Here is a 24,781-nt window from a genome sequence, read left to right as displayed (position 1 = left end):
TAAACAGTTACCAATAAACGATCCGCTGGCAGTTTAAGAACTTCGGTTAGGAATTCCCAAGCAAAGGAGATCGCATCTTCTTTGAAGTAATCGCCAAAGCTGAAGTTGCCTAACATTTCAAAGAATGTGTGGTGACGAGCAGTAAAGCCAACATTTTCTAGGTCGTTATGTTTACCACCAGCACGTACGCAACGCTGAGCCGTAGTCGCTCGAGTGTAGGCTCGTTTTTCTAAGCCTAAGAAACAATCTTTAAATTGGTTCATACCTGCGTTTGTGAACAGCAGGGTTGGGTCGTTATGTGGAACTAACGATGAACTTTCTACGATTTGGTGTCCTTTGCTCTCAAAGAACTTGAGGAACGCGTTACGAACCTCATCAGTGCTCATGTACATGCAGCTCTTCCTGAAAATAGTCGAGTTAGAATTTTGCCGTATTGTAGATCATGCAAACAGCTGAGACTAGTTTTCTTGAGGAAAAGAGGGAGTAGGAGAAAAAATTTGAAGCAAAACAAAAATCAGTGCGGACGACTGACCGTTAATCTTCGTCCTCAAAGCTCAGCGCGTAGCTGATTTGGTCAAAACTGTAGCCACGATATTGCAGAAAACGAACTTGTTTTGCGTACTCTTTTTGGTCTTTGGCTTTAATACCTTTGAATTTCTTTTCTGCCGCCTGTTTAGCCAGTTCAAACCAATCTTGCGGCTCTTCAGCCATAGCTTGCTCAATCACCGACTCCGCAACACGCTTCTGGTTTAACTCTTGACGAATTCGACGCTCTCCATGTCCTTTGTATACATGCTGTCTAATTTGACTCTTCGCGTAACGCAAATCATCTAAATAGTTATGGTCTAGGCAAAAATTAATTGCGATGTCGATGTCTGATTCTTCATAGCCCTTCATCGATAATTTTTGGTAAAGCTCATACTGACCATGATCGCGACGGCTAAGCAATTGGATAGCAGCCTCTTTGCTCGATAATGTCGGCGCCTGGCGTTTTTGGTACATGATGATCCTAAAAGTATTTTTGCTGTACAGGCTCTCAATGGCCTTTGTGATAATTCGATTTTTGATTTCAATAGATACAACAAAGCCCCGCATTGCAGGGCTTTGTCATTTATTAATCTATGAGAGATTAAAACTCTTCAGCTTGCTCTGGCGCTTCACCAGCTTCAGGCGCTTCCGCAAGTGCTGGCGCTAGCAACATTTCACGCAGTTTTGTATCGATAGTTTTAGCCACTTCAGGATGCTCACGCAGGTAGTTACACGCATTCGCTTTACCTTGACCAATCTTATCGCCATTGTAGCTATACCAAGCACCGGCTTTTTCAACTAACTTGTGCTTCACACCTAGATCGACAAGTTCACCTTCGCGGTTAAAGCCTTGGCCGTACATGATTTGTGTGTTTGCTTCTTTAAATGGTGCTGCAATCTTATTCTTAACAACTTTGATGCGCGTTTCGTTACCTACGACTTCGTCACCTTCTTTGATTGCGCCAGTACGACGGATATCTAGACGAACAGAAGCGTAGAACTTAAGTGCGTTACCACCTGTTGTTGTTTCTGGGTTACCAAACATCACACCAATCTTCATACGGATTTGGTTGATGAAGATACACATACAGTTAGACTGCTTTAGGTTACCCGTTAGCTTACGCATTGCTTGAGAAAGCATACGTGCTTGCAGACCCATGTGGCTATCGCCCATTTCGCCTTCGATTTCTGCTTTCGGTGTTAGCGCTGCAACAGAGTCGACAACCATAACATCGATAGCACCAGAACGTGCAAGTGCGTCACAGATCTCTAGCGCTTGCTCACCTGTGTCTGGCTGAGAAACTAGCAATGCATCGATATCTACGCCAAGTTTCTTCGCGTATACAGGATCTAGAGCGTGCTCTGCATCGATAAACGCACAAGTTTTGCCTTCACGTTGCGCAGCAGCAATAAGCTCAAGCGTTAATGTTGTTTTACCTGAAGATTCTGGGCCGTAGATTTCTACGATACGACCCATTGGTAGACCACCAGCACCCAAAGCGATATCAAGAGAAAGAGAACCCGTTGAGATGGTTTCTACGTCCATTGCGCGGTTATCACCAAGGCGCATGATAGAGCCTTTACCGAATTGCTTTTCAATTTGACCTAGCGCAGCGGCGAGCGCTTTCTGTTTGTTCTCGTCCATTACTTTCTCCGATTTATTCATCTTCTTTGGGCGACGAATAGTAATTCATTTTTCTTAAGCAGAAGAACTGCTCAGCAATGAAAGTTATTATACTGTTGATTCATACAGTGTCCATACCTGTATGAAAAAAATTTGGCTGACCTAAAGTCGTGATTTGCTCTAGCCCTTATCAATGCTGGGCTAAAACAATTTAAGAAATTCTAGAGTAGATGTTGATACAATTGAGTCAGCGCATGCTCGACCGCTTTTTTGCGAACTTCTGCACGGTCACCAGTAAAATGCATGGTTTCGACTTGCTGCCAACTTTGGTTATCAGCAAAAGCAAAGCAGACCATGCCGACTGGTTTCTCTTCACTGCCACCACCCGGCCCTGCAATACCACTGATGGACACACCGATGGTCGCATTGGAGTTTTTAATTGCACCCTGTACCATTTCAATCACAACTGGCTCACTCACTGCACCATGCGCTTCTAACGTTGAAGCTTGCACACCAAGCATCTCCATTTTCGCTTCATTACTGTAGGTGACAAACGCACGGTCAAGCCACGCTGAACTACCAGCAATGTCAGTAATGGCGGTTGCAACACCACCACCTGTGCATGATTCTGCGGTCGTTAAAAGATGCCCGTGTTTAGCCAATAATGCGCCTAAATCGGCACTCAATTTTGTTGTTTTTTCCATAGCCAAAATGCCCTTTGTCTCTTTTTACTTGATAGGGATTCACGTATCCTAAGCCGCTACGGAAATAAACAAAAGAACTTACCTGTGAAAGCTGAACAAAAACACACTCCGATGATGCAGCAATACCTCAAGCTAAAGGCTGAGAACCCAGAGATTTTGCTGTTCTACCGCATGGGCGATTTCTACGAACTCTTTTACGATGATGCCAAGCGAGCTTCTCAGCTTCTTGATATTTCATTGACCAAACGTGGTGCGTCTGCAGGTGAACCTATCCCAATGGCGGGTGTGCCATTTCACGCCGTAGAGGGCTACCTGGCAAAACTTGTTCAGCTTGGTGAGTCTGTGGCGATCTGTGAACAGATTGGCGATCCGGCCACCAGCAAGGGCCCGGTAGAACGTAAAGTTGTGCGTATCGTGACACCAGGTACTGTGACGGATGAAGCGCTGCTTTCTGAGCGTGTCGATAACTTAATCGCAGCAATTTACCATCACAACGGTAAGTTCGGTTATGCGACGCTGGATGTCACCTCTGGTCGCTTCCAACTGACAGAACCAGAAACTGAAGAAGCGATGACAGCCGAGCTTCAACGCACTGCACCACGTGAGCTACTGTTCCCAGAAGATTTTGAACCTGTACATTTAATGGCGAGCCGCAATGGTAACCGTCGTCGCCCAGTCTGGGAATTTGAGCTTGATACGGCTAAGCAACAACTCAATCAACAATTTGGCACAAAAGATCTGGTTGGTTTTGGTGTAGAACATGCGTCCTTAGGGTTATGTGCTGCTGGTTGTTTGATCCAGTACGTAAAAGATACTCAACGTACGGCTTTACCTCATATTCGCTCTTTAACGTTTGATCATCAGGATCAATCCGTCATCCTTGATGCTGCTACCCGACGTAATCTGGAAATTACTCAAAATCTAGCAGGCGGAACCGATAACACGCTCGCTGCAGTACTCGACCATTGTGCTACTCCGATGGGCAGCCGAATGCTGAAGCGTTGGTTGCATCAGCCTATGCGTTGCATTGAAACGTTAAACAATCGTCTTGATGCGATTGGTGAGATTAAAGAACAAGCTCTGTTTGCCGATCTTCAACCAACGTTAAAGCAAATTGGTGATATTGAACGTATCTTAGCGCGCCTTGCATTACGCTCTGCTCGCCCTCGCGATATGGCTAGACTTCGCAATGCAATGCAACAGCTACCAGAGCTAGAATCTGTCACCGCTTCTTTGACCCATCCGTATCTAACGAAATTGGCGAAGTATGCAGCTCCGATTGACGAAGTATGTGACCTGTTAGAGCGCGCGATTAAAGAAAATCCGCCGGTTGTTATTCGTGATGGTGGCGTCATCGCTGAAGGCTACAATGCGGAGCTCGATGAATGGCGAAAATTAGCAGATGGTGCAACAGAATATCTTGAGCAGCTTGAGCGAGATGAGCGTGAACGACACGGTATCGATACGCTTAAAGTAGGCTATAACAACGTTCATGGCTTCTTTATCCAAGTAAGCCGTGGCCAGAGCCATTTGGTTCCACCGCATTATGTACGTCGCCAAACACTCAAAAACGCTGAACGCTACATCATTCCAGAGCTTAAGGAACACGAAGACAAAGTACTTAACTCGAAATCTAAAGCGTTAGCACTTGAGAAACAGTTGTGGGAAGAACTGTTTGATCTATTGATGCCAAACCTTGAGAAGCTGCAAAACCTAGCTTCTGCTCTGTCTCAACTGGATGTATTACAAAACCTAGCAGAGCGTGCAGATTCGTTAGATTACTGCCGCCCAACGCTTGTGAAAGACGCAGGAATTCACATTCAAGCTGGTCGTCATCCAGTCGTAGAACAAGTAACAACAGAGCCGTTCATCGCGAACCCAATTGAGCTTAACCCAGCCCGTAAGATGTTGATCATCACCGGTCCAAACATGGGTGGTAAATCAACCTACATGCGTCAAACTGCGCTGATTGCATTGATGGCACATATCGGCTCTTATGTACCGGCAGAATCCGCACAGATTGGTTCTTTAGATCGTATATTTACTCGTATTGGTGCGTCAGATGATCTTGCATCTGGCCGCTCGACCTTCATGGTAGAAATGACCGAAACAGCCAATATTCTTCACAACGCAACTAAGAATAGTTTGGTGCTAATGGATGAAATCGGACGTGGTACTAGTACTTACGACGGTCTGTCTTTAGCTTGGGCAAGTGCGGAATGGCTCGCAACACAAATTGGTGCGATGACCCTATTTGCAACTCACTACTTCGAATTAACAGAGTTACCGAACCAACTGCCAAGCTTAGCGAACGTTCACTTGGATGCCGTAGAACATGGAGACAGCATTGCCTTTATGCACGCAGTTCAAGAAGGTGCGGCAAGTAAGTCTTACGGCTTGGCTGTTGCGGGCTTAGCTGGCGTACCAAAAACGGTCATCAAAAATGCGCGTAACAAGCTATCTCAGCTAGAGCAACTGGGGCAAAACAGTGACACACCGCGTCCAAGTGCAGTAGATGTGGCCAACCAGTTGAGCCTGATTCCAGAGCCTAGCGAGGTCGAACAAGCTCTGTCAGGTATTGATCCTGACGACTTAACGCCACGCCAAGCTCTTGAAGAGCTGTATCGCTTGAAGAAGATGCTGTAAACAGACTCACACCGACGAGCAAAAAAGAAAAAAGGCTATGGGGAACCATAGCCTTTTGTGTATCTAGTGAAATACGGATTACTTAATCGTCTTCTACGTTAAACAAGTTTTCCATATTCAAACCTTGTTTGATTAGGACTTCACGAAGACGACGTAAACCTTCCACTTGTATTTGACGTACTCGCTCACGTGTCAGACCAATCTCTCGACCAACTTCTTCCAGCGTCGAAGGCTCGTAGCCTAGTAGGCCGAAGCGACGTGCAAGCACTTCTTTCTGTTTCGGATTCAACTCTTCTAACCAATGAATCAACGATGATTTGATGTCGTCATCTTGAGTCGAAACTTCTGGATCAGAGTTGTTTGCATCAGGAATAATATCCAGCAGCGCTTTCTCACCGTCACCACCGATTGGCGTGTCGACAGAGCTAATACGCTCATTAAGGCGTAACATTTTGCTTACGTCTTCGACTGGAATATCTAATTGAGCAGCAATTTCTTCTGCGGTCGGTTCGTGATCGAGCTTTTGAGAAAGTTCACGCGCAGTACGCAGATAAATGTTCAGCTCTTTCACTACGTGGATAGGTAGACGGATCGTGCGAGTTTGGTTCATCAACGCTCGCTCTATCGTTTGTCGGATCCACCATGTTGCGTAAGTAGAGAAACGGAAACCACGTTCTGGGTCGAATTTTTCGACCGCTCGGATCAAGCCGAGGTTACCTTCTTCAATCAGATCGAGTAGTGCTAGACCACGGTTACTGTATCGACGAGAAATCTTAACAACCAAACGTAGGTTACTTTCGATCATACGTTTGCGTGCCGCTTCGTCGCCACGTAGGGCGCGTCTTGCGTAAAGCACTTCTTCTTCGGCAGTAAGTAAAGGTGAGAAGCCAATTTCGCCCAAATACAACTGAGTTGCATCTAAGCTTTTACTGCTCGCGTCAAATTCTTCACGCGCAGTCGCTTTGCTTTCTGTGGATGATGATCTTTCGAGTTCGTTATCAATGGTCTTCACTGACGCATTGTCAAATGCAAACTCTTCAACTTTGGTTACTGTGTTGCTGATACTCATAACGCCTCCCCCTGGCGAGTTAGCAAGACATGACAACTCAATATGTCGCTAAATGATGTCGCAAGTTGTTTTTCAAAGTTTTAAGGCAAATAGCGTTTTGGATTCACTGATTTACCTTGATAGCGAATTTCAAAGTGTAGTTTGACCGACTTTGCACCTGAACTACCCATGGTGGCGATTTTTTGTCCGCTTTTTACGCTTTGTCCTTCTGTGACCAGCAGTTTGTCATTATGTGCGTATGCGCTTAAATAATTGTCGTTATGCTTTACTATAATTAAGTTGCCATAACCTCGTAGCGCATTGCCTGAATAAACGACTGTGCCGGCTGCGGTTGAAACGATAGGTTGACCACGCTGTCCTGCGATGTCGATACCTTTATTTCCCTGTTCTCCCGCCGAAAAGTTCTTGATTACTCTCCCTTTTGTTGGCCACAACCACTTTGAGACTTTATCACTCTTTTCTGTGGTAGTTGGCGCTTTTTGCTTCACTTTTTGGTTATCTTTTGAACCAACATACTCCTTTGTTTTCGATTGTTCAACCTTCTTTGGAGGCTGTTTTTGTACGACTTTAGGCTTAGTCTCTGTAGGTTTTTGACTAGAGTTTTTACTCGAAGGTTTAGGTTTAGAGGCTGTTGATGTTTTCGTCACTGGAGCTGGGGGTGTCGTAACAACAGGAGCCACAACGGGTTCAACTTTTTGACCATATTTAGGGGCGACATATTTCGGAGCCCAAAGTTTTAGCCTCTGTCCTGGGTAGATAGTGTAAGGCTGAGTTAACTCATTGTAACGAACAAGATCATTTACATCTTTATCTGTGACATAAGCTATGAAGTAAAGCGTATCGCCTTTTTTTACCTCATAATAACTCCCTCTGTAACTCCCTCTTTCAAGGCTTGAATAGTCTTTTTTTAGACTAGAGACAGGTGCAGGGGAATGCGCTGCACAACCAACTAGTCCTGCAGCAAACACAAAGCTAATACCAATATGACGTAGTAACTTATTCACCTATCCCTAACCCTTAAGCTAAATCACCCGCAACCAGAGGTACGAACCGAACCATTTCTACAACGGTAGAGAGATATTCGTCTCCCTTACGCTCTATTTTTAATAACTGTTGCTCCGTATCTCCAACAGGAATGACCATTTTGCCGCCATCTCTTAATTGTGAGAGAAGAGCTTGGGGAATCACTTCAGCGGCAGCGGTAACAATGATAGCATCGAAAGGACCTCTCGCTTCCCAGCCCTGCCACCCATCAGCATGCTTAGTTGAAACATTGTAAATATCCAATTGCTTCAGGCGACGCTTTGCTTCCCATTGCAACGATTTAATTCGCTCAACGGAGTATACATGATCAACAATTTGCGCCAGTACCGCGGTTTGATAACCCGATCCCGTTCCGATTTCCAGAACACGACTCGCCGGCTCTAGCTCAAGCAACTCGGTCATACGAGCAACGATATAAGGCTGAGAAATAGTTTGTCCCTGACCAATTGGTAACGCATTGTTATCATAGGCTTGGTGCATCATCGCTTGAGAAACAAAGCTTTCTCGTGGCAAGCGTTGGATAGCATCCAGAACTCTTTGGTCTTTGATGCCACTGGAGATAAGAAACGCTATCAACCTGTCAGCATGTGGGTTACTCATTACTTCTCTTCCTTTAACCAACTATCCATAGCACGCAGCGACTCGTGAGCGGTGAGATCAACTTGCAGAGGCGTCATTGAAACTCGGCCATGCTCAATTGCATAAAAGTCCGTGCCCTCTCCTGCATCTTGCTCCTTTCCTGGTGGGCCTAACCAATAAATGTCATGGCCTCTCGGATCTTTCTGCTTGATCATATTCTCTGCGTGATGACGTGCACCTAAACGCGTAACTTCAATTTCACCTAAATTCTCTGATGGTAAGTCAGGCACGTTTACGTTCAGTAGACGATTCGTTGGAATCGGCGACGCTAAATGCTGTTGTACAATTTGACGTGCAATTTTAGCGGCGGATTCGAAATGTCGCTTACCCACTAGAGAAAAAGCCACCGACTGAACGCCAAGGAAATGACCTTCCATGGCGGCTGCTACTGTTCCAGAATAAAGAACATCATCACCCAAATTAGCGCCATGGTTGATTCCTGACAGAACAAGATCAGGCAAATCATCTTTCATTAGCTCATTCAGCGCGAAATGCACACAATCCGTGGGCGTGCCTTGCACTGAGTAGATATTTGGGGCAATTTCAGTCACGCGTAATGGTTGTTCTAATGTGAGTGAATTCGAAGCACCTGAACGATTTCGATCAGGTGCGACAATGGTCACTTCAGCGATATCTCTCAACTCATCAGCGAGGGCATGAATCCCTTGAGCATGAACACCATCATCATTGCTGATTAAGACCCTTAAGGGCTTCGGGTTTCGTGAATCCTGTTCCATTAGTATTCTCTTTCTACTTCAACCTCATTAACTAACTCACGAACAATAGAGGTCGCAAAAGATCCCGCATCCAGTGAGAAAGTCAGCGTAATGTTGTTACCTTCAACCGTCCAAGCTAAATCTTTTGGCTTCAGCGCAATATCGCGACGATCGTGGCGCATGCGATTACCACGAATCAGCGCCATGAGGTCAGGCTCTTCGTCTAAAAACGGTTGCTCTAATGCCAGAGCCTCGGCTTGAGTAGGCAGTGCATTATCGCCAGCAAGCGCAGCGGTAATTGCCGCTTCACCTTGTGCAAATTGTACTTGCAAATCAGTGATGTTGTTTGCATCAATCAACTGAGTGCCAGAATTCGTCTGTGCAATGTCACCATCAATGAACTTATCAAACACACCATTCTCTAGACGAGCTGAAACGATGCGGTTGAAAATCCACGAACGAGCCGCTGATAAATACATGCTGCGCTTGTTTTGATTGCGGGTACGAACGTTTTCGCGTCCCCATCGACGTGCTTCTTCAAGGTTGTTACCATCGTTACCAAAACGCTGACTACCAAAGTAGTTTGGCACGCCAACTTGTTTCACTTTTTCAAGACGTTGCTCTACATCCGCTATATCTGTCACTTCAGACAAAGTAACCACGAACTCGTTCCCTACTAGGTCACCAGGACGCAGTTTTTTATTGTGACGATCTGTTGCAAGGATTTCGATACTTGGGTATTGAGACAAAAACGCTGAAAAATCTGGCGTTTCACCTTTTGGTAAATGGACACTTAACCACTGTTCCGTCACCGCATGACGGTCTTTAAGACCCGCCCAGCTAACGTCTTTCGACTTAACACCACAGGCTTTTGCTAACTCGTTAGCAACGAAGCTGGTGTTCTCGCCCTTTTTACGGATACGAACCATTAAGTGCTCGCCTTCGCCCGTAAAGGCAAAACCTAAATCTTCGCGAACCTGAAAATGCTCTGGCTGCGCTTTAATTTTTGCCGATGCAACTGGCTTACCCGTTAGGTAAGCCAATGAAGATAAAATGTCTGACATGATGTGTTTCCGCTGATATCACAGCTTAGGGGAGCAAATTGCTAGTTATTGCTTAAACAGAAGTACAACGGCTTCCGTTGCAATGCCTTCTTTGCGTCCAGTAAAACCGAGACGTTCTGTCGTCGTCGCTTTTACGTTGATGTTACTAATGTCGGTTTCTAGGTCTTCGGCAATTGCCGCACACATTGCGTCAATGTGTGGTGCCATTTTAGGCGCTTGTGCCATGATGGTTACATCAGCATTGCCAAGACGGTAGCCTTGCTCTTTGACTCGACGGTAAACGTCTTTCAGTAATTCACGACTGTTTGCGCCTTTCCATTTATCATCCGTATCTGGGAAATGACGACCAATATCGCCGGCAGCAATCGCGCCCAGCAGAGCATCCGTTAACGCATGCAACGCTACATCGCCGTCTGAGTGTGCAATCAAACCTTGCTCATAAGGGATTGCTACACCACCAATAATGACTGGGCCTTCACCACCGAATTTATGTACATCGAAACCATGACCAATTCGAATCATTTTCTATCCTTTCTTTATTCGCCGCGCTCACGGCTTAGATAAAACTCGGCTAACGCGAGATCTTCTGGCTGAGTGATTTTTATATTGTTCGCATTCCCTTGAACTAAGGCTGGCTTCTCGCCTAACCATTCCAAAGCCGAGGCTTCATCGGTAATGGTTACACCCTGTTCTAATGCGTCAGCCAGTGCTTGAGTAAGCTGCTGAGTTTTAAACATTTGTGGAGTAAGTGCATGCCACAATGCTTCTCTATCTACCGTATGATCGATATCTTGTACTGCGTTTGCTCGCTTCATTGTATCTCTCACAGGAGATGCGAGAATGCCACCCGTTGAGTGGGCGCAGCAAACATCAATCAAACGGTCAATGTCGGATGTTAATACACATGGCCTCGCAGCGTCGTGGACTAATACCCACTCGCTTTCCAGATGCTCATTGACATAGTTTAGCCCTGATAACACAGAGTCTGCTCTTTCTTTACCACCAGCTACACGAATCACATCTGGGTGCTTAGCAATGGACAATTCTGGGTAATATGGGTCGCCGTCAGTAACGGCAACGACAACCTTAGAAATATTTGGGTGAGAAAGCAGTTTCTCTACGGTATGTTCCAGTACCGCTTTACCTTCGATCAATAAATATTGCTTAGGGCGATCTGCCTTCATTCTGCTCCCTACACCAGCAGCTGGCACAATTGCGATATGCGATGAGTTCATATCCAACATTTTAATGGTTTTCCTCACCTATAATGCGGTAAAAAGTCTCGCCATCTTTAACTAAACCGAGCTCATGACGCGCACGTTCTTCAATCGCATCAAGACCTTGCCTTAAGTCATCAATCTCAGCGAACATTTCATTGTTGCGAGCTTGTAGCTTGCTGTTCACTTGTTGCTGAACTTCAATTTCATCTTTTACTGTGTAGTAGTCAGACACTCCGTTTTTACCAAACCATAGAGTGTATTGAAGCAAGCCAAACAGTAGCGTAAGGGCTATAACAAAGATTCGCATATCGCTGCTAACATTCTGTACCGGAAGGAATTAGATAAGGAGACATATATAGCATAAATGCGAGGTTGCCTCTAGGGGAGAAAGGGAGACTCACACGCTCCTTACAAGAAATAAGCAGCAAAATGAAACAAAGAGACTTCTCTACTCTCTCCTTCCTCGTTCTATGGAATCACAAATGAACGTAAGCGAAAGACATCAAAAAGCAAAGCCTGTTCTCATATGTCAGATACAAAAACACCCCGCCAAAGCAGGGTGTTTCAAAAGCTTTAAGTTAAGCGGTTAATTCAATTAAGAATTAAGCTTGACCTTTAACTTCTTTAAGACCGTTGAAAGGAGCGCGATCACCTAGTGCTTCCTCGATACGGATTAGTTGGTTGTACTTAGCAACACGGTCAGAACGGCTCATAGAACCAGTTTTGATTTGACCTGCTGCTGTACCTACCGCTAGGTCAGCGATAGTTGCATCTTCAGTTTCGCCAGAACGGTGAGAGATTACTGCTGTGTAACCTGCGTCTTTAGCCATCTTGATTGCAGCTAGAGTCTCAGTTAGAGAACCGATTTGGTTGAACTTGATAAGGATAGAGTTAGCTACGCCTTTCTCGATACCTTCAGCAAGGATCTTAGTGTTAGTAACGAATAGATCGTCACCTACTAGTTGAAGCTTGTCACCTAGTAGTTCTGTTTGGTGCTTGAAGCCATCCCAGTCAGACTCGTCTAGACCGTCTTCGATAGAAACGATTGGGAATTGGTTAGCTAGCTCAGCTAGGTAGTGGTTGAACTCTTCAGAAGTGAAAGTTTTACCTTCACCTTTCATGTTGTAGATGCCAGCTTCTTTGTCGAAGAACTCAGATGCAGCACAGTCCATAGCTAGAGTAACGTCTTTACCTAGTTCGTAACCAGCAGCTGCAACAGCTTCTGCGATAACTTCTAGAGCTTCAGCGTTAGATTTAAGGTTAGGAGCGAAACCACCTTCATCACCAACTGCAGTGCTGTAGCCTTTAGACTTAAGAACTTTAGCTAGGTTGTGGAATACTTCTGCACCGATACGTAGACCTTCTTTAAGAGTCTTAGCGCCAACTGGTTGGATCATGAACTCTTGGATGTCAACGTTGTTGTCTGCGTGCTCGCCACCGTTGATGATGTTCATCATTGGTAGAGGCATAGAGAACTGACCTGCAGTGCCGTTTAGCTCAGCGATGTGCTCGTATAGAGGCATGCCTTTCGCAGCAGCAGCAGCTTTAGCGTTTGCTAGAGAAACAGCTAGGATAGCGTTAGCACCGAATTTAGATTTGTTTTCAGTGCCGTCTAGTTCGATCATTACTGCGTCGATTGCAGCTTGGTCTTTAGCGTCTTTGCCAACTAGAGCTTCAGCGATTGGGCCGTTTACAGCTTCAACTGCTTTAAGAACACCTTTACCTAGGAAACGTGCTTTGTCACCGTCACGTAGCTCAAGAGCTTCGCGAGAACCAGTAGATGCGCCAGATGGAGCTGCCGCCATACCTACGAAACCGCCTTCTAGGTGTACTTCAGCTTCTACAGTTGGGTTACCACGTGAGTCGATGATTTCACGACCTAGAACTTTAACGATCTTAGACATTAATGTTTCCTCTCGTTTCAAATATAAATGTCAATCTTAAAGGGCAGCAGCACAACCTTCGCCGCCGCCCGTATCCTTTTACTTCTCGAATTCGCCGCGTGCGTTTTGGCCCGCAGCCTTAACAAAACCTGCAAACAATGGATGTCCATCGCGAGGAGTCGAGGTGAATTCTGGGTGGAACTGAGCCGCTACAAACCATGGGTGAGCTGGGTTCTCAATCATTTCCACTAACTTCTTGTCCGCAGATAGACCTGATACTTTTAGGCCTGCTTTTTCGATTTGCGGACGAAGCACGTTATTCACTTCGTAACGGTGACGGTGACGTTCATGGATCGTCGCGCTACCGTACAGTTCACGAGCTTTAGTCCCTTTCTCTAGGTGACACAACTGTGAACCAAGACGCATCGTACCGCCTAGGTCAGACTTTTCAGTACGCTCTTCTACGCTACCTGATTCGTCTACCCACTCTGTGATCAAACCTACCACAGGGTACTTAGTCTCTTTGTTAAATTCTGTTGAATGTGCACCTTCCATACCCGCAACGTTACGCGCGTATTCGATTAGTGCAACTTGCATACCCAAACAAATACCTAGGTAAGGCACGTTATTTTCACGTGCATATTGAGCCGCACGGATCTTGCCTTCAATACCACGATCGCCGAAGCCACCTGGTACTAGGATCGCGTCCAAACCTTCTAGAAGTTCAACGCCTTTTGTTTCGATATCTTGTGAGTCTACATACTTAATTGTGACGCTTAGACGGTTTTTCAAGCCAGCGTGTTTAAGCGCTTCGTTCACAGATTTGTATGCATCTGGTAATTCAATGTATTTACCAACCATACCGATGGTTACTTCACCAGTAGGATTTGCTTCTTCGTAGATAACCTGTTCCCATTCAGAAAGGTCTGCTTCAGGAGCAGTAATACCAAAGCGAGCACACACAAGGTCATCTAGCCCTTGAGATTTAATCAACTGAGGGATCTTGTAGATAGAGTCTACATCCTTCATTGAAATTACTGCTTTTTCTGGAACATTACAGAACAGTGCGATTTTTTTACGCTCATTCGCAGGAATAACGCGATCGCTACGGCAAACTAGGATATCTGGCTGAATACCGATAGATAGAAGTTCTTTTACAGAGTGTTGCGTCGGCTTAGTTTTCACTTCGCCCGCTGCCGCTAGGTAAGGAACAAGTGTTAGGTGCATGAACATTGCGCGCTCACGGCCTAGCTCAACAGCTAGCTGACGAATCGCTTCCATAAATGGTAGTGATTCGATATCACCAACAGTACCGCCAACTTCAACGATAGCCACATCATGGCCTTCAGAACCTGCAATAACGCGATCTTTGATTGCGTTAGTGATATGAGGGATAACTTGAATAGTTGCGCCTAGGTAGTCACCACGACGTTCTTTACGAAGTACGTCGGCATAAACACGACCTGCAGTGAAGTTGTTACGCTTGGTCATCTTGGTACGGATGAAACGCTCGTAGTGACCAAGGTCAAGGTCAGTCTCTGCGCCATCTTCTGTAACGAACACTTCACCGTGCTGAGTAGGGCTCATTGTGCCCGGGTCAACGTTGATGTAAGGGTCAAGCTTCATCATAGTCACTTTAAGACCACGAGCTTCTAGAATAGCCGCAAGAGATGCTGCTGCAATACCTTTACCTAGAGAGGATACAACCCCGCCAGTAACAAAAATGTAATTTGTCGTCATGTTTAACCTGAAATTGGTTGAATGAGGGAAATGGAGTGCTTCTGGACGGGAGATAAATATACCAGAAGCTCCTTACCGCCACAACGTGAAATCTATCACACCGTAATTTTTTATTTTTTGCTTCAAATCAAAGTGAGCAAAGACAAACCAAAGTCCGTTTTCGTGTAACCAAACAAGCTGACCTTATATTATGTATTCTGCCAGTTTACCTCTGCCTCGATTCTTCTTGTTTTACTTCATCCCAAAAATGGTCAAGTTCTGATAAAGAACAATCTGTAAGTACTTTGCCTGACTGCTGGACCTTGCCTTCAACTTGTTTAAAACGTCGCGCAAACTTTACGTTTGCTTTTCCTAGCGCGACTTCTGGGTTTTTATCAAGGTGGCGAGCCAAATTGACAGTCGCAAATAGCAAATCACCGAGCTCCAACTCAACTTTCTCTTCATCGGGCTGAACTTGCAGTGCCTCTTCCATGACTTCGTCAATTTCTTCTCGTACTTTATCGACAACCGGGCCAAGTGAATCCCAATCAAACCCAAGTTTTGCACATTTTTTCTGAATTTTTGTAGCACGAGAAAGTGCCGGTAAAGAGTTTGGTATTGAGTCTAGGATACTTTCTTCCGCTTTGCCTACTAGGGCTTTTTCTTTTGCTTTTTCCGCTTCCCAGTTCGCGTTAATTTCCTCGTCAGATTCAAACTCAACATCTGAAAAAACATGCGGGTGGCGACGAGTCAGTTTTTCGTTCACGGTTTCAACGACATCCGAAAAGTCAAACAGCTCTTGCTCTTTCGCTAGCTGACTGTAAAAAATCACCTGAAACAACAAATCCCCTAGCTCTTCTTTTATATTGGGCCAATCTCGATTTTGAATCGCGTCCACCACTTCGTAGGTTTCTTCTATAGTATGCGGAACGATGGTGTCAAAGGTTTGTTTTAAGTCCCAAGGGCAACCGTTTTCTGGGTCACGCAGCTTCGCCATGATTTGTTCTAACTGTTCAATTGGATGACTCATTTTTTGTTCCTTTAAACCTTTCTATTAAAGAAAAAGGTGAGCAGCCAAAACCACTCACCTTCTACATTATATTTTCTCAGCAGCTTTCACTAAGTAATTGTTACTTTGACAAGGCAACAAATTTTCGCGACTCCTGAGCATAGCCTACTATGTGATGCCCTTGAGCCGGCACGTCGGAATAAGTGCAGCTAACGCAGATAAAAAGCCAAATATGACGCAAGTGTAACTCTGTAAATAGTTGAAGTTGTAGCTAGGCGACAAACAAACGAGACTCCATCACATGGTTCACCATGTGATGGAGCGAGTGCGTGCAGTCAACAACGCTACAACGATAACTATGACGAGAGTTTTAGCCGAGGCGTTTCACCGTCATGACATCCTTGATCTGTTCCACACGCTTCGAAACCCGCGAAAGCACCTCAATATTGGTGACTTCTAGGTCAAAGTCCATGATGGCAAGTTGACGTCTGTAGTCGACTCGGTTCTTCATACTGGTCACTTTGATCTTTTCGTTGGCGAACAGTGTCGTAATGTCTTTGAGTAGACCACCTCGCTCCATCGCTTCAACACGCACGGTGAGGATGTATGACCCCACAAAGCCGCTGCCCCAGACTGTATCGATGATGCGCTCTGGCGCATGATGGCGCAGTTCTTCTAGCTGTTCACAGTCACTACGGTGTACTGAAATCCCACGACCTTGCGTTATGTAACCAGAGATATCGTCACCTGGAATTGGCTGACAGCAACGTGCTAGATGTGTCATTAGGTTATCGACGCCTTCTACTACAACTGCGTCTTTTTTCGGTCGGCTTTGCGCGGGTGATTTATGCTCAGCTTCTTGCAGTTTTTCCAGTGCTTGCTGATCTTCTTCCTCTGCCGTTGGCTTGTTAACTAACGCGTTGATATGGTTAATTATTTGGTTGATACGCAAATCACCGCTACCTACACCAACATACAATTCATCTGGTGTTTTGACGTTAAACCGCTTGAGGGCGTAATGCTCTGCATCTTTTAACGTTGCGCCAATTTTGGCTAACTCATGCTCAAGGATTTCACGACCTGCTTCAAGGTTCTTCTCACGGCTTTGTTTTCGGAACCAGGCGTTAATTTTGGCACGCGCACGACCAGAATGAACGAAGCCTAATGATGGGTTTAACCAGTCACGTGATGGGTTAGGTTCTTTCTGAGTGATAATCTCGACTTGGTCACCCATATGTAATTTATGCGTGAACGGCACAATACGACCTCCGACTTTGGCACCGATACAACGGTGTCCCACTTCGGAGTGAATGTGATAGGCAAAATCTAGCGGCGTTGCCCCCATTGGCAAATCGACAACATCACCACGTGGTGTAAAGGCATAAACACGGTCATCAAAGACTTGGCTACGTAACTCATCGAGCATTTCGCCAGAGTCAGACATTTCTTCTTGCCAATCCAGTAGCTTACGCAGCCACGTGATCTTCTCATCATAACCGCTTCGGCTGCTTGCCCCTTCTTTATATTTCCAGTGCGCTGCAACACCCAGTTCCGACTCTTCATGCATTTGCTTGGTACGAATCTGGATCTCGATGGTTTTGCCTTCTGGCCCTAGAATTACTGTATGGATCGATTGATAACCGTTTGGTTTAGGGTTAGCAACGTAGTCATCAAACTCGCTCGGTAGGTGCTTGTATTTGGTGTGAACTACACCCAAAGCCGCGTAACAGTCTTGCAGTTTGTCTGCGATGATACGTACTGCTCGAACATCAAACAGCTCATCGAATGCCAAACTCTTCTTCTGCATTTTTCGCCAAATGCTGTAGATGTGCTTAGGTCGACCACTCACTTCGGCATTGATGCCCGACACTTCCATTTCGTGCGTGAGGTCTTCAACAAAGTCTTTGATGTACTGTTCACGAACGATGCGTCGCTCAGAAAGCTGTTTGGCAATTTGTTTGTAAGTTTCCGGTTGTTGGTAGCGGAAAGCGTAATCTTCAATTTCCCATTTCAGCTGACCGATGCCTAATCGGTTTGCTAGCGGCGCATAGATGTTGGCACACTCTTTTGCCGCCGCACGTCGAACTTCATCAGGCGCTTTTTTAACTTCAATAAGGTTACAAATTCGCTCCGCAAGCTTGATAACCACGCAGCGGAAGTCATCCACCATGGCAAGCAGCATGCGGCGTACGTTATCTACCTGAGATGACGCTGCACTGCCTTCCATGTTGACGTTGAGTTGGCCAATAGCAGCCATTTCTTCAACGCCGTCGATTAATTTTATGATTTCTTTGCTGTATTTCTCTTCCAGAATTTCTCTGTTAAAAGCACCACTTGAAACCAAAGGAAACAGTTGAGCAGCCACTAAAGTGGCTTGATCCATAGACAAGGTGATCAAAATTTCGATCATTTCTCGTCCACGCCACAACAACAGTTCTGCTTGCTCGTTATCAGCTAATACTGTCTGGCAATCTCGATATACTTCGATTAAGCGTGAGGCTGTGTTTTTCTCTTGTCCTAGGCTAGCCACCCAGTTTTCGAGTTCAAACTGTTCATCTTGGTTTAAATGCGCGCTTCTTACCGCAACCATCTCATCATCCTAATTATTATATTCGTGTGGTTTGACTAACACCGTCCAGGTTAGTTCTTTTTACCGCGCGTACACGCTGGCTTTATGACCACCCACCACAAATAAGGGGTCAAAGTCCTAAAGTTAGGACTTTTCAAACAATGCCATCGATTCTAGATGACTGGTATGAGGGAACATGTCCAGCATACCTAATTTCGTTAATTTATAGCCTTGCTCTATCAAGCTTTGACTATCCCTAGCAAGGGTAGCAGGATTACAAGAAACATAAACTACACGCTGTGCGCCAAGCTCAGAAACTTGATCGATGATCCCACTCGCTCCCGCGCGTGCTGGGTCTAATAATACTTTATCAAACCGCTCTGCGGCCCAGGCTTGGCCTTCAAAATCTTGCTCAAGGTTAGCGTGATAAAATTGCGCGTTATTGATTTGGTTCAAAGATGCATTGTTTGTGGCTTTTTCTACCATCTCTGCAACACCCTCTACTCCAACCACGTACTTAGCTAATTTCGCAACTGGTAAACTAAAGTTGCCTAAACCACAGAACAAATCTAACACTCGGTCACTCTTTTGTGGGTCTAACCACTCAACCGCTTGTTTGACCATTTGTTGGTTTACACCTTGGTTTACTTGAATAAAGTTATTTGGTGCAAAAGGGATTTTCACTCCAACTTCTTGATAAAAAGGCATATCGCCTTCGATAAGGTCTAATTGTTCTGTCGATGGCATTAAGTACAACGATGCGCCATGACGTTTTGCCAACTCCGTTAGAGATTGAGTTTCACTCGTTGTCAGAGCGCTCAAGTGGCGCAGCGTAATACACGGCCCATTATCACCAAGTACCAGCTCTACATGACCCAATTGTTCAGGCTTTTTGAACGCTTTTAGCGCTGAGTAAATCTCTGGCAGCAAAACATTCAGTTCCGGTGCCAGCACTGGGCAATCGGTCACTTGCGCAATTTGCTTACTCTGCTTTTTACGGAAACCAAAATGTAGCTGACGTGTTTTTTTATCAACAAACAAGCTCACTCTCGCACGGCGACGGTAGGCCTGCGAATATCCCAATAACGGGGCATCTAGTTCAATGTCACTGCCTGAAAATTTTCGCATTAGCTGACGCAACGTTTGCTGTTTGTACGTCAATTGTTGGCCATAATCTAGATGCTGCAAATCACAGCCACCGCACTCATGATAATGTGGGCAAAATGGCTCCACACGAGCTTCACTCGGCTTAAGGATTTTAATCAACTTACCGCGAGCGTATTTGCTCTTTTCTTCCACCAATTGAGTGACCACCTCCTCACCCGGCAGTGCTCCATCAATAAACAATGGCTTCTTTTTGAGGTAAGCAATGCCTGCGCCGTGGTGATCTAAACGCTCTACTTGCACTGCTTGGTGCCGAGTATTGAGTTGGGTTTTCTTTTTCGGTTGAAAGATGCGTGCCATGCTCTATGCCTGATTTATGTGTAATTGCTCTTCGGCTTCACTATTCTTGATTGCAGCCGTTGTGTGATTCGAGTGACTTGATTATGCTTACCGTTTATTCGGTGACGTCACTTCTTTGCTCAAGGCTTTATCGTGCGCTTGAGAAATAATGCGTTATTTTCCCATATCCAGACTCCGATGTAATTAGATAACATGACCAGATATGGCTTACGAGCACGTGTAATTACACTAACTCTCGCTCCCACTCTCATTATTGGTTTATTACTGAGCGGCTTTTTCTCATTTAACCGCTACCAAGACCTTGAGAAACAAGTTATCACCACTGGTAACAGCATTATTGAGCCGCTGGCGATTGCCAGTGAAACTCATCTACTATCAGAAAGCCGAGAGGCGGTACGTCGCTTGATCAGCTACGCGCACCGCAAAAACTCCAAACTGGTTCGTAGTATCGCGGTATTTGATGAACATCATGAGCTCTTTGTGACCTCTAACTTTCATCCTAATTTTGAAGCCTTGATGTTTCCCAAAGATAAACCGATCCCGCAACTGGGTAATTCGGAAATCTACGAAAACTCACTGATATTGCGTGTCCCCATTTTGTCAGAAGGTCACTACTTAGCGGAGTTGTCGAACGAAAGCCAAGGCACAAAAGCGATTGGTTACATCGCCGTCGAGTTAGATCTCTCCTCCTTGAGGCTGCAACAGTATCAAGAAGTCTTTTCTGCGTTTTTAGTTCTGGTTCTCGGTCTTGGCTTAGCAAGTGTGTTTGCTTCACGTCTAATGCACGATGTGACCCAACCTATCACCCACATGAAGAATGTCGTTGACCGCATTCGCCGCGGTCATCTGGATGTGCGTATCGAAGGCAAAATGCACGGTGAGTTAGACCAGCTAAAAAATGGCATCAACGCCATGGCGGTATCGTTATCAGAATATCACGTAGAGATGCAGCACAGTATAGACCAAGCCACGTCCGACTTACGTGAAACGCTTGAGCAGCTAGAAATTCAGAACGTTGAGCTGGATATCGCGAAGAAACGCGCGCAAGAAGCGGCCAGGGTTAAGTCAGAGTTCTTGGCGAACATGTCGCACGAGCTGCGTACTCCGCTCAATGGGGTGATTGGCTTTACTCGTCAAATGCTTAAAACGCAGCTTTCTAACAGCCAAACGGATTACCTACAGACGATTGAGAAGTCGGCGAACAACCTGCTGAATATCATCAATGACATTCTCGACTTCTCGAAACTTGAAGCGGGTAAGCTGGCGCTGGAAAACATTCCTTTTGATTTCCGAGAAAGTTTAGAAGAGGTAATTAACCTACAAGCCACAAGTGCACATGAGAAAGGGTTAGAAATCACCCTAAAAGTGGACCCTAAAATTCCACCGGGTTTAGTTGGGGATCCACTACGTATTCAGCAAATTTTGACGAACTTAGTCGGTAACTCAATCAAGTTTACCGAGCGAGGCAACATTGATGTTAGCGTAGAAATGCGCTCTCAATCAGGAGACTCCGTCGAACTACAATTCATGGTGCGTGATACCGGTATTGGTATCTCTGAGCGTCAGCAAGCGCAGTTGTTCCAAGCCTTTAGCCAAGCAGATGCAAGTATTTCACGTCGTTACGGCGGTACTGGCCTTGGTCTGGTCATCACTCAGAAACTGGTGAGCCAGATGGGCGGCGAAATCAGTTTAACCAGCCGTCTACACCAAGGTTCAACCTTCTGGTTTACGGTGCGCTTGCACTCAACCGAGATGCCAATGAGCGAACTGATTGAAGTGGAACTTCTGACTGGGAAGCAGTTACTGCTGATTGAACCAAACATGCAAGCCGCATCCGTAACCCAACAGATTCTGAGTCAGGAGGGTATTTTAGTAACCTACCGCTCTTCGCTACCAAACAACGAAGAACAATATGATTATGTATTGTTGAATTTAGCGGCCAACCAGACTCACGATGCGGAAGTTATTACACCTTGGATAGAACAAGCGAAACGTATGGCTCCGAGTGTTCTCCTAGGGACACCGAGTACCGAATTGGCGCTTGCGGACCAAATAATGACAGAGCATCACGTCCAGTGCCTGACGAAGCCATTGTCTCGCCGTAAGTTGCTACAAAGCCTGATTAGCGAACATGTAGAATCGCCACCTGTATTAAGCGCTCCAATTACGCCAAGCGAAGGGGACCGTTTACCTCTGACTGTACTAGCAGTGGATGACAACCCTGCAAACTTGAAGCTGATCTCTGCACTGCTCCGCGAACGAGTAGAAACCGTCACCGCCTGTAGCAATGGCCAGCAAGCGGTGAACCTGGCGACAGAGAAAAAGTACGATTTAATCTTTATGGATATCCAAATGCCACAAATGGATGGGGTGACCGCTTGTAAGCACATTAAAGAGCTGGAGTTAAATAAAGACACGCCAGTGATTGCGGTAACGGCGCATGCCATGGCAGGGGAACGAGACCGCTTGCTCTCAGCAGGAATGGATGACTACTTGACCAAACCTATTGAAGAGCATGTGCTGCAACAGGTTTTGGTTCACTGGAACCCAAATGCTTGTACAGAGAGCATTGGCAAAGTCGCCCCTTCATACGTTGATGAACCTGAAGGAAGCGCACCACAACCCGTTTCTTCGCCTCAGCAGGATGTGATTATTGATTGGCAAGCAGCCTTAAAACAGAGCGCGAATAAAGAGGATCTCGCTAAAGACATGCTGCGCATGTTGATTGAGTTCATCCCTGAAGTAGAAGCAGTCGTTGACCAAGCTCTGGAGCAAGAAGATATCTCCCGTGATGACCTAATTCATGTCATCCATAAGCTGCACGGCAGTAGTTCATATTGCGGCGTTCCAAGACTGAAGTCACTCTGTGCGACGCTTGAGCAAGCACTGCGCTCAGGGGTCAGTCTTGAGGAAGTTGAGCCTGAAATGTTCGAGCTGCAAGATGAAATGATTAAAGTAACAACAACCGCAAAGTTATACCTTGAACAGTGATCTATTGAAGAGAAACAAAAGCCAGAGCAAATGCTCTGGCTTTTTAGTATTTTGTTTAAGACTTACAAGCTAGGATTCAAAAATGACCGTCGCCACAGCGTAATGACGCTCATCGGAAATGGACAGGTGAATGTGGTTAACGCCCATCGCATCCGCTATTTGCTTGGCTGTGCCCGTCAATGCGAGCACTGGTTTTCCAAGCTCATCGTTCGAGATGGAAAAGTCGTGAAACGTGACCCCTTTTGCGATCCCTGTTCCCAATGCTTTTGAGGCCGCTTCTTTAACTGCAAAGCGCTTAGCAAGATAACGACCTTGCAGCTTAAGCTGTGAGAATTTGGCCATTTCTTCTTCTGAAAGAATCCGCTGAGCAAAAGGTTCACCACTACGAGCTAACGCTTTTTCAATACGCTCAATTTCTGCAATGTCGGTCCCTAACCCTATAATCGCCATCTAGATAGCCCTATGACTGGCGAGCCTCAATCATCAGTGCTTTCATGTCAGCAACCGCTTTATTTAAACCATCAAATACTGCGCGACCAATGATTGAGTGACCAATGTTGAGTTCGTAAATTTCTGGTAATGCAGCAATTGGTGCGACATTGTGATAAGTCAGGCCATGCCCGGCATTAACAATAATACCTAGGTCATGTGCATAACTCGCACCAGCAGCAATCTTCTTCAGTTCAGCTTGCTGTTCGTCTTCTGTCGTCGCATCTGCATAGTGGCCAGTATGTAGCTCAATAAACGGAGCGCCACACTTTTTCGCAGCTTCAATCTGTTGACGGTCAGCATCAATAAAGAGCGAAACTTTAATGCCGGCATCTGTCAGCTTTTTCGTCGCAGCTTTAATTTTTTCAAGCTGCCCTACAACATCTAAGCCACCTTCCGTCGTCAGTTCTTCACGCTTTTCAGGCACTAGACACACAAACTCTGGTTTAGTTTGCAGCGCAATCTCAACCATTTCGTCCGTCACTGCCATCTCTAGATTCATACGCGTTTGAATGGTTTCACGCAGAATACGTACATCACGATCCAAAATATGGCGACGGTCTTCACGTAAGTGGATAGTGATACCGTCCGCGCCTGCACGCTCTGCAATTTCAGCAGCGTGAACAGGATCCGGGTATTTTGTACCACGTGCATTACGTAGAGTGGCAATATGGTCGATATTGACGCCTAAATAAATTGAGCTCATTTTCCGTTACTCCGTGCTCTGGGGGTCTGAATGAAAAATTCACGACTTTTTAAAGGTTTGCCGCCAAGATACGGCTTTAAGGCTATACGTGTAAAGCGTTTTGCCGCTTTTAGCTGCTCTTTAGTGACGAACCGCCGCTCACTGATAGCAATCAGTTCATTCCCTAAAAACGTGAGGTTATCGCGCCTAACCGAAGCAATAAACCCTTTCTGTTCCCGGTAACGATAGGTCATTTCTGGATCGACGGGCTCGCCGGTACCTGCACAATGCAAAAAATCCACGCCATACCCCATCGCAGACAGCAAGGCTAACTCAAAACGACGCAGTGCAGGCTCAGGGTTCTCGTTGTGCGCCAACTCGGTTAAAGCATGCAAATAATCATGAAATAGTGCTGGCATCGGCACTTCAGCCATCAAAATACGGCCAATCAGTTCATTGACGTACATGGCTGAGTAGAGATTAATGCCCGTTAACGGCAAACCTAGACTTATCGGCTCGGCTTGACGCAAAGTTTTCATTGAGCCTTTCCCCGACCATTTAAGTAATAGCGGGGTAAAAGGTTGCAATGCGCCTTTTAAGTTCGAACGCTTACTGCGCGCGCCTTTGGCCATTAAAGTCATTCGGCCATATTCCTCACTAAATACATCAAGGATTAAGCTCGATTCACTGTAAGGGCGTCGGTGCAATACAAAACAGC

At 45.7% G+C, this 24,781-nt stretch carries 22 protein-coding genes; 2 read left to right on the top strand and 20 right to left on the bottom strand.

The features are described 5' to 3' along the window. The 4 genes from IQR33_RS00555 to pncC all read right to left on the bottom strand — a co-directional run. Window positions 1–392: alanine--tRNA ligase-related protein (locus IQR33_RS00555; protein ID WP_265575768.1), on the bottom strand; the 392-nt coding region annotated here is incomplete at its 3' end. A gap of 142 nt (window positions 393–534) precedes the next feature. Next, a complete protein-coding gene (recX, locus tag IQR33_RS00550; protein ID WP_017633543.1) occupies window positions 535–1,002 on the bottom strand; it encodes a recombination regulator RecX in 468 nt (155 codons plus the stop codon). 127 nt (window positions 1,003–1,129) lie between these two features. Next, window positions 1,130–2,173, bottom strand: a complete 1,044-nt coding sequence (recA, locus tag IQR33_RS00545) for a recombinase RecA (RefSeq protein WP_005380874.1) — start codon at window positions 2,171–2,173, stop codon at window positions 1,130–1,132. Window positions 2,174–2,373: 200 nt separating this feature from the next. Further along, a complete protein-coding gene (gene pncC, locus IQR33_RS00540; RefSeq protein ID WP_017633544.1) occupies window positions 2,374–2,856 on the bottom strand; it encodes a nicotinamide-nucleotide amidase in 483 nt (160 codons plus the stop codon). A gap of 84 nt (window positions 2,857–2,940) precedes the next feature. Here pncC and mutS point away from each other — a divergent pair, with 84 nt between their 5' ends. Then, on the top strand, window positions 2,941–5,502 hold the full coding sequence (gene mutS, locus IQR33_RS00535) for a DNA mismatch repair protein MutS (RefSeq protein WP_017633545.1): 2,562 nt from the start codon (window positions 2,941–2,943) through the stop codon (window positions 5,500–5,502). An 82-nt stretch (window positions 5,503–5,584) separates the two neighbouring features. Here mutS and rpoS read toward each other — a convergent pair whose 3' ends face one another. The 13 genes from rpoS to rlmD form a co-directional block, all read right to left on the bottom strand. Beyond that, the gene (gene rpoS, locus IQR33_RS00530) at window positions 5,585–6,571 is read right to left on the bottom strand and encodes an RNA polymerase sigma factor RpoS (RefSeq protein WP_005380887.1); all 987 of its coding nucleotides are present in this window, start codon (window positions 6,569–6,571) and stop codon (window positions 5,585–5,587) included. An 80-nt stretch (window positions 6,572–6,651) separates the two neighbouring features. Next, the gene (locus tag IQR33_RS00525) at window positions 6,652–7,575 is read right to left on the bottom strand and encodes a peptidoglycan DD-metalloendopeptidase family protein (RefSeq protein ID WP_054577173.1); all 924 of its coding nucleotides are present in this window, start codon (window positions 7,573–7,575) and stop codon (window positions 6,652–6,654) included. A 13-nt stretch (window positions 7,576–7,588) separates the two neighbouring features. Further along, window positions 7,589–8,215 (bottom strand): protein-L-isoaspartate(D-aspartate) O-methyltransferase, encoded by a 627-nt coding sequence (locus IQR33_RS00520; protein WP_005380892.1) that lies wholly within the window; start codon window positions 8,213–8,215, stop codon window positions 7,589–7,591. Continuing rightward, window positions 8,215–8,991, bottom strand: a complete 777-nt coding sequence (surE, locus tag IQR33_RS00515; RefSeq protein ID WP_005380894.1) for a 5'/3'-nucleotidase SurE — start codon at window positions 8,989–8,991, stop codon at window positions 8,215–8,217. Before surE ends, IQR33_RS00520 begins: the two co-directional genes overlap by 1 nt. Further along, window positions 8,991–10,034 (bottom strand): tRNA pseudouridine(13) synthase TruD, encoded by a 1,044-nt coding sequence (truD, locus tag IQR33_RS00510; RefSeq protein ID WP_017633547.1) that lies wholly within the window; start codon window positions 10,032–10,034, stop codon window positions 8,991–8,993. Before truD ends, surE begins: the two co-directional genes overlap by 1 nt. Before the next feature lie 45 nt (window positions 10,035–10,079). Next, on the bottom strand, window positions 10,080–10,556 hold the full coding sequence (gene ispF, locus IQR33_RS00505; RefSeq protein WP_005380896.1) for a 2-C-methyl-D-erythritol 2,4-cyclodiphosphate synthase: 477 nt from the start codon (window positions 10,554–10,556) through the stop codon (window positions 10,080–10,082). A 14-nt stretch (window positions 10,557–10,570) separates the two neighbouring features. Next, complete coding sequence (gene ispD, locus IQR33_RS00500) at window positions 10,571–11,278, bottom strand: 2-C-methyl-D-erythritol 4-phosphate cytidylyltransferase (RefSeq protein WP_017633548.1); 708 nt, start codon at window positions 11,276–11,278, stop codon at window positions 10,571–10,573. Between the two features lies 1 nt (window position 11,279). Continuing rightward, the gene (ftsB, locus tag IQR33_RS00495; protein WP_005380907.1) at window positions 11,280–11,561 is read right to left on the bottom strand and encodes a cell division protein FtsB; all 282 of its coding nucleotides are present in this window, start codon (window positions 11,559–11,561) and stop codon (window positions 11,280–11,282) included. A gap of 295 nt (window positions 11,562–11,856) precedes the next feature. Next, a complete protein-coding gene (gene eno, locus IQR33_RS00490) occupies window positions 11,857–13,158 on the bottom strand; it encodes a phosphopyruvate hydratase (protein ID WP_005380909.1) in 1,302 nt (433 codons plus the stop codon). A 78-nt stretch (window positions 13,159–13,236) separates the two neighbouring features. Further along, window positions 13,237–14,877 (bottom strand): CTP synthase, encoded by a 1,641-nt coding sequence (locus tag IQR33_RS00485; RefSeq protein WP_021034029.1) that lies wholly within the window; start codon window positions 14,875–14,877, stop codon window positions 13,237–13,239. A gap of 205 nt (window positions 14,878–15,082) precedes the next feature. Then, entirely contained in the window at window positions 15,083–15,886 is an 804-nt protein-coding gene (mazG, locus tag IQR33_RS00480) for a nucleoside triphosphate pyrophosphohydrolase (RefSeq protein WP_193838155.1), read from the bottom strand. 349 nt (window positions 15,887–16,235) lie between these two features. After that, window positions 16,236–18,455: a GTP diphosphokinase gene (gene relA, locus IQR33_RS00475; protein WP_005380915.1), complete on the bottom strand. Its 2,220-nt coding sequence runs from the start codon at window positions 18,453–18,455 to the stop codon at window positions 16,236–16,238. A 123-nt stretch (window positions 18,456–18,578) separates the two neighbouring features. Continuing rightward, window positions 18,579–19,898: a 23S rRNA (uracil(1939)-C(5))-methyltransferase RlmD gene (gene rlmD / locus IQR33_RS00470; protein ID WP_136976895.1), complete on the bottom strand. Its 1,320-nt coding sequence runs from the start codon at window positions 19,896–19,898 to the stop codon at window positions 18,579–18,581. A 192-nt stretch (window positions 19,899–20,090) separates the two neighbouring features. On the opposite strand from rlmD, the gene barA reads away from it, so the two are divergent. Beyond that, the gene (gene barA / locus IQR33_RS00465) at window positions 20,091–22,889 is read left to right on the top strand and encodes a two-component sensor histidine kinase BarA (protein WP_005383774.1); all 2,799 of its coding nucleotides are present in this window, start codon (window positions 20,091–20,093) and stop codon (window positions 22,887–22,889) included. Window positions 22,890–22,958: 69 nt separating this feature from the next. Here barA and acpS read toward each other — a convergent pair whose 3' ends face one another. The 3 genes from acpS to recO form a co-directional block, all read right to left on the bottom strand. Continuing rightward, window positions 22,959–23,339, bottom strand: a complete 381-nt coding sequence (acpS, locus tag IQR33_RS00460; protein ID WP_005380927.1) for a holo-ACP synthase — start codon at window positions 23,337–23,339, stop codon at window positions 22,959–22,961. 10 nt (window positions 23,340–23,349) lie between these two features. Beyond that, the gene (gene pdxJ / locus IQR33_RS00455; RefSeq protein WP_005384579.1) at window positions 23,350–24,084 is read right to left on the bottom strand and encodes a pyridoxine 5'-phosphate synthase; all 735 of its coding nucleotides are present in this window, start codon (window positions 24,082–24,084) and stop codon (window positions 23,350–23,352) included. Then, on the bottom strand, window positions 24,081–24,781 hold a 701-nt coding region (recO, locus tag IQR33_RS00450; RefSeq protein ID WP_228013691.1), incomplete at its 5' end, for a DNA repair protein RecO. The genes pdxJ and recO, both read right to left, overlap by 4 nt.

The organism is Vibrio sp. OPT46 (assembly GCF_015163535.1).
GTDB classification, from domain to species: Bacteria; Pseudomonadota; Gammaproteobacteria; order Enterobacterales; family Vibrionaceae; genus Vibrio; species Vibrio alginolyticus.
This window is presented reverse-complemented; position numbering and strand designations above follow the sequence as displayed.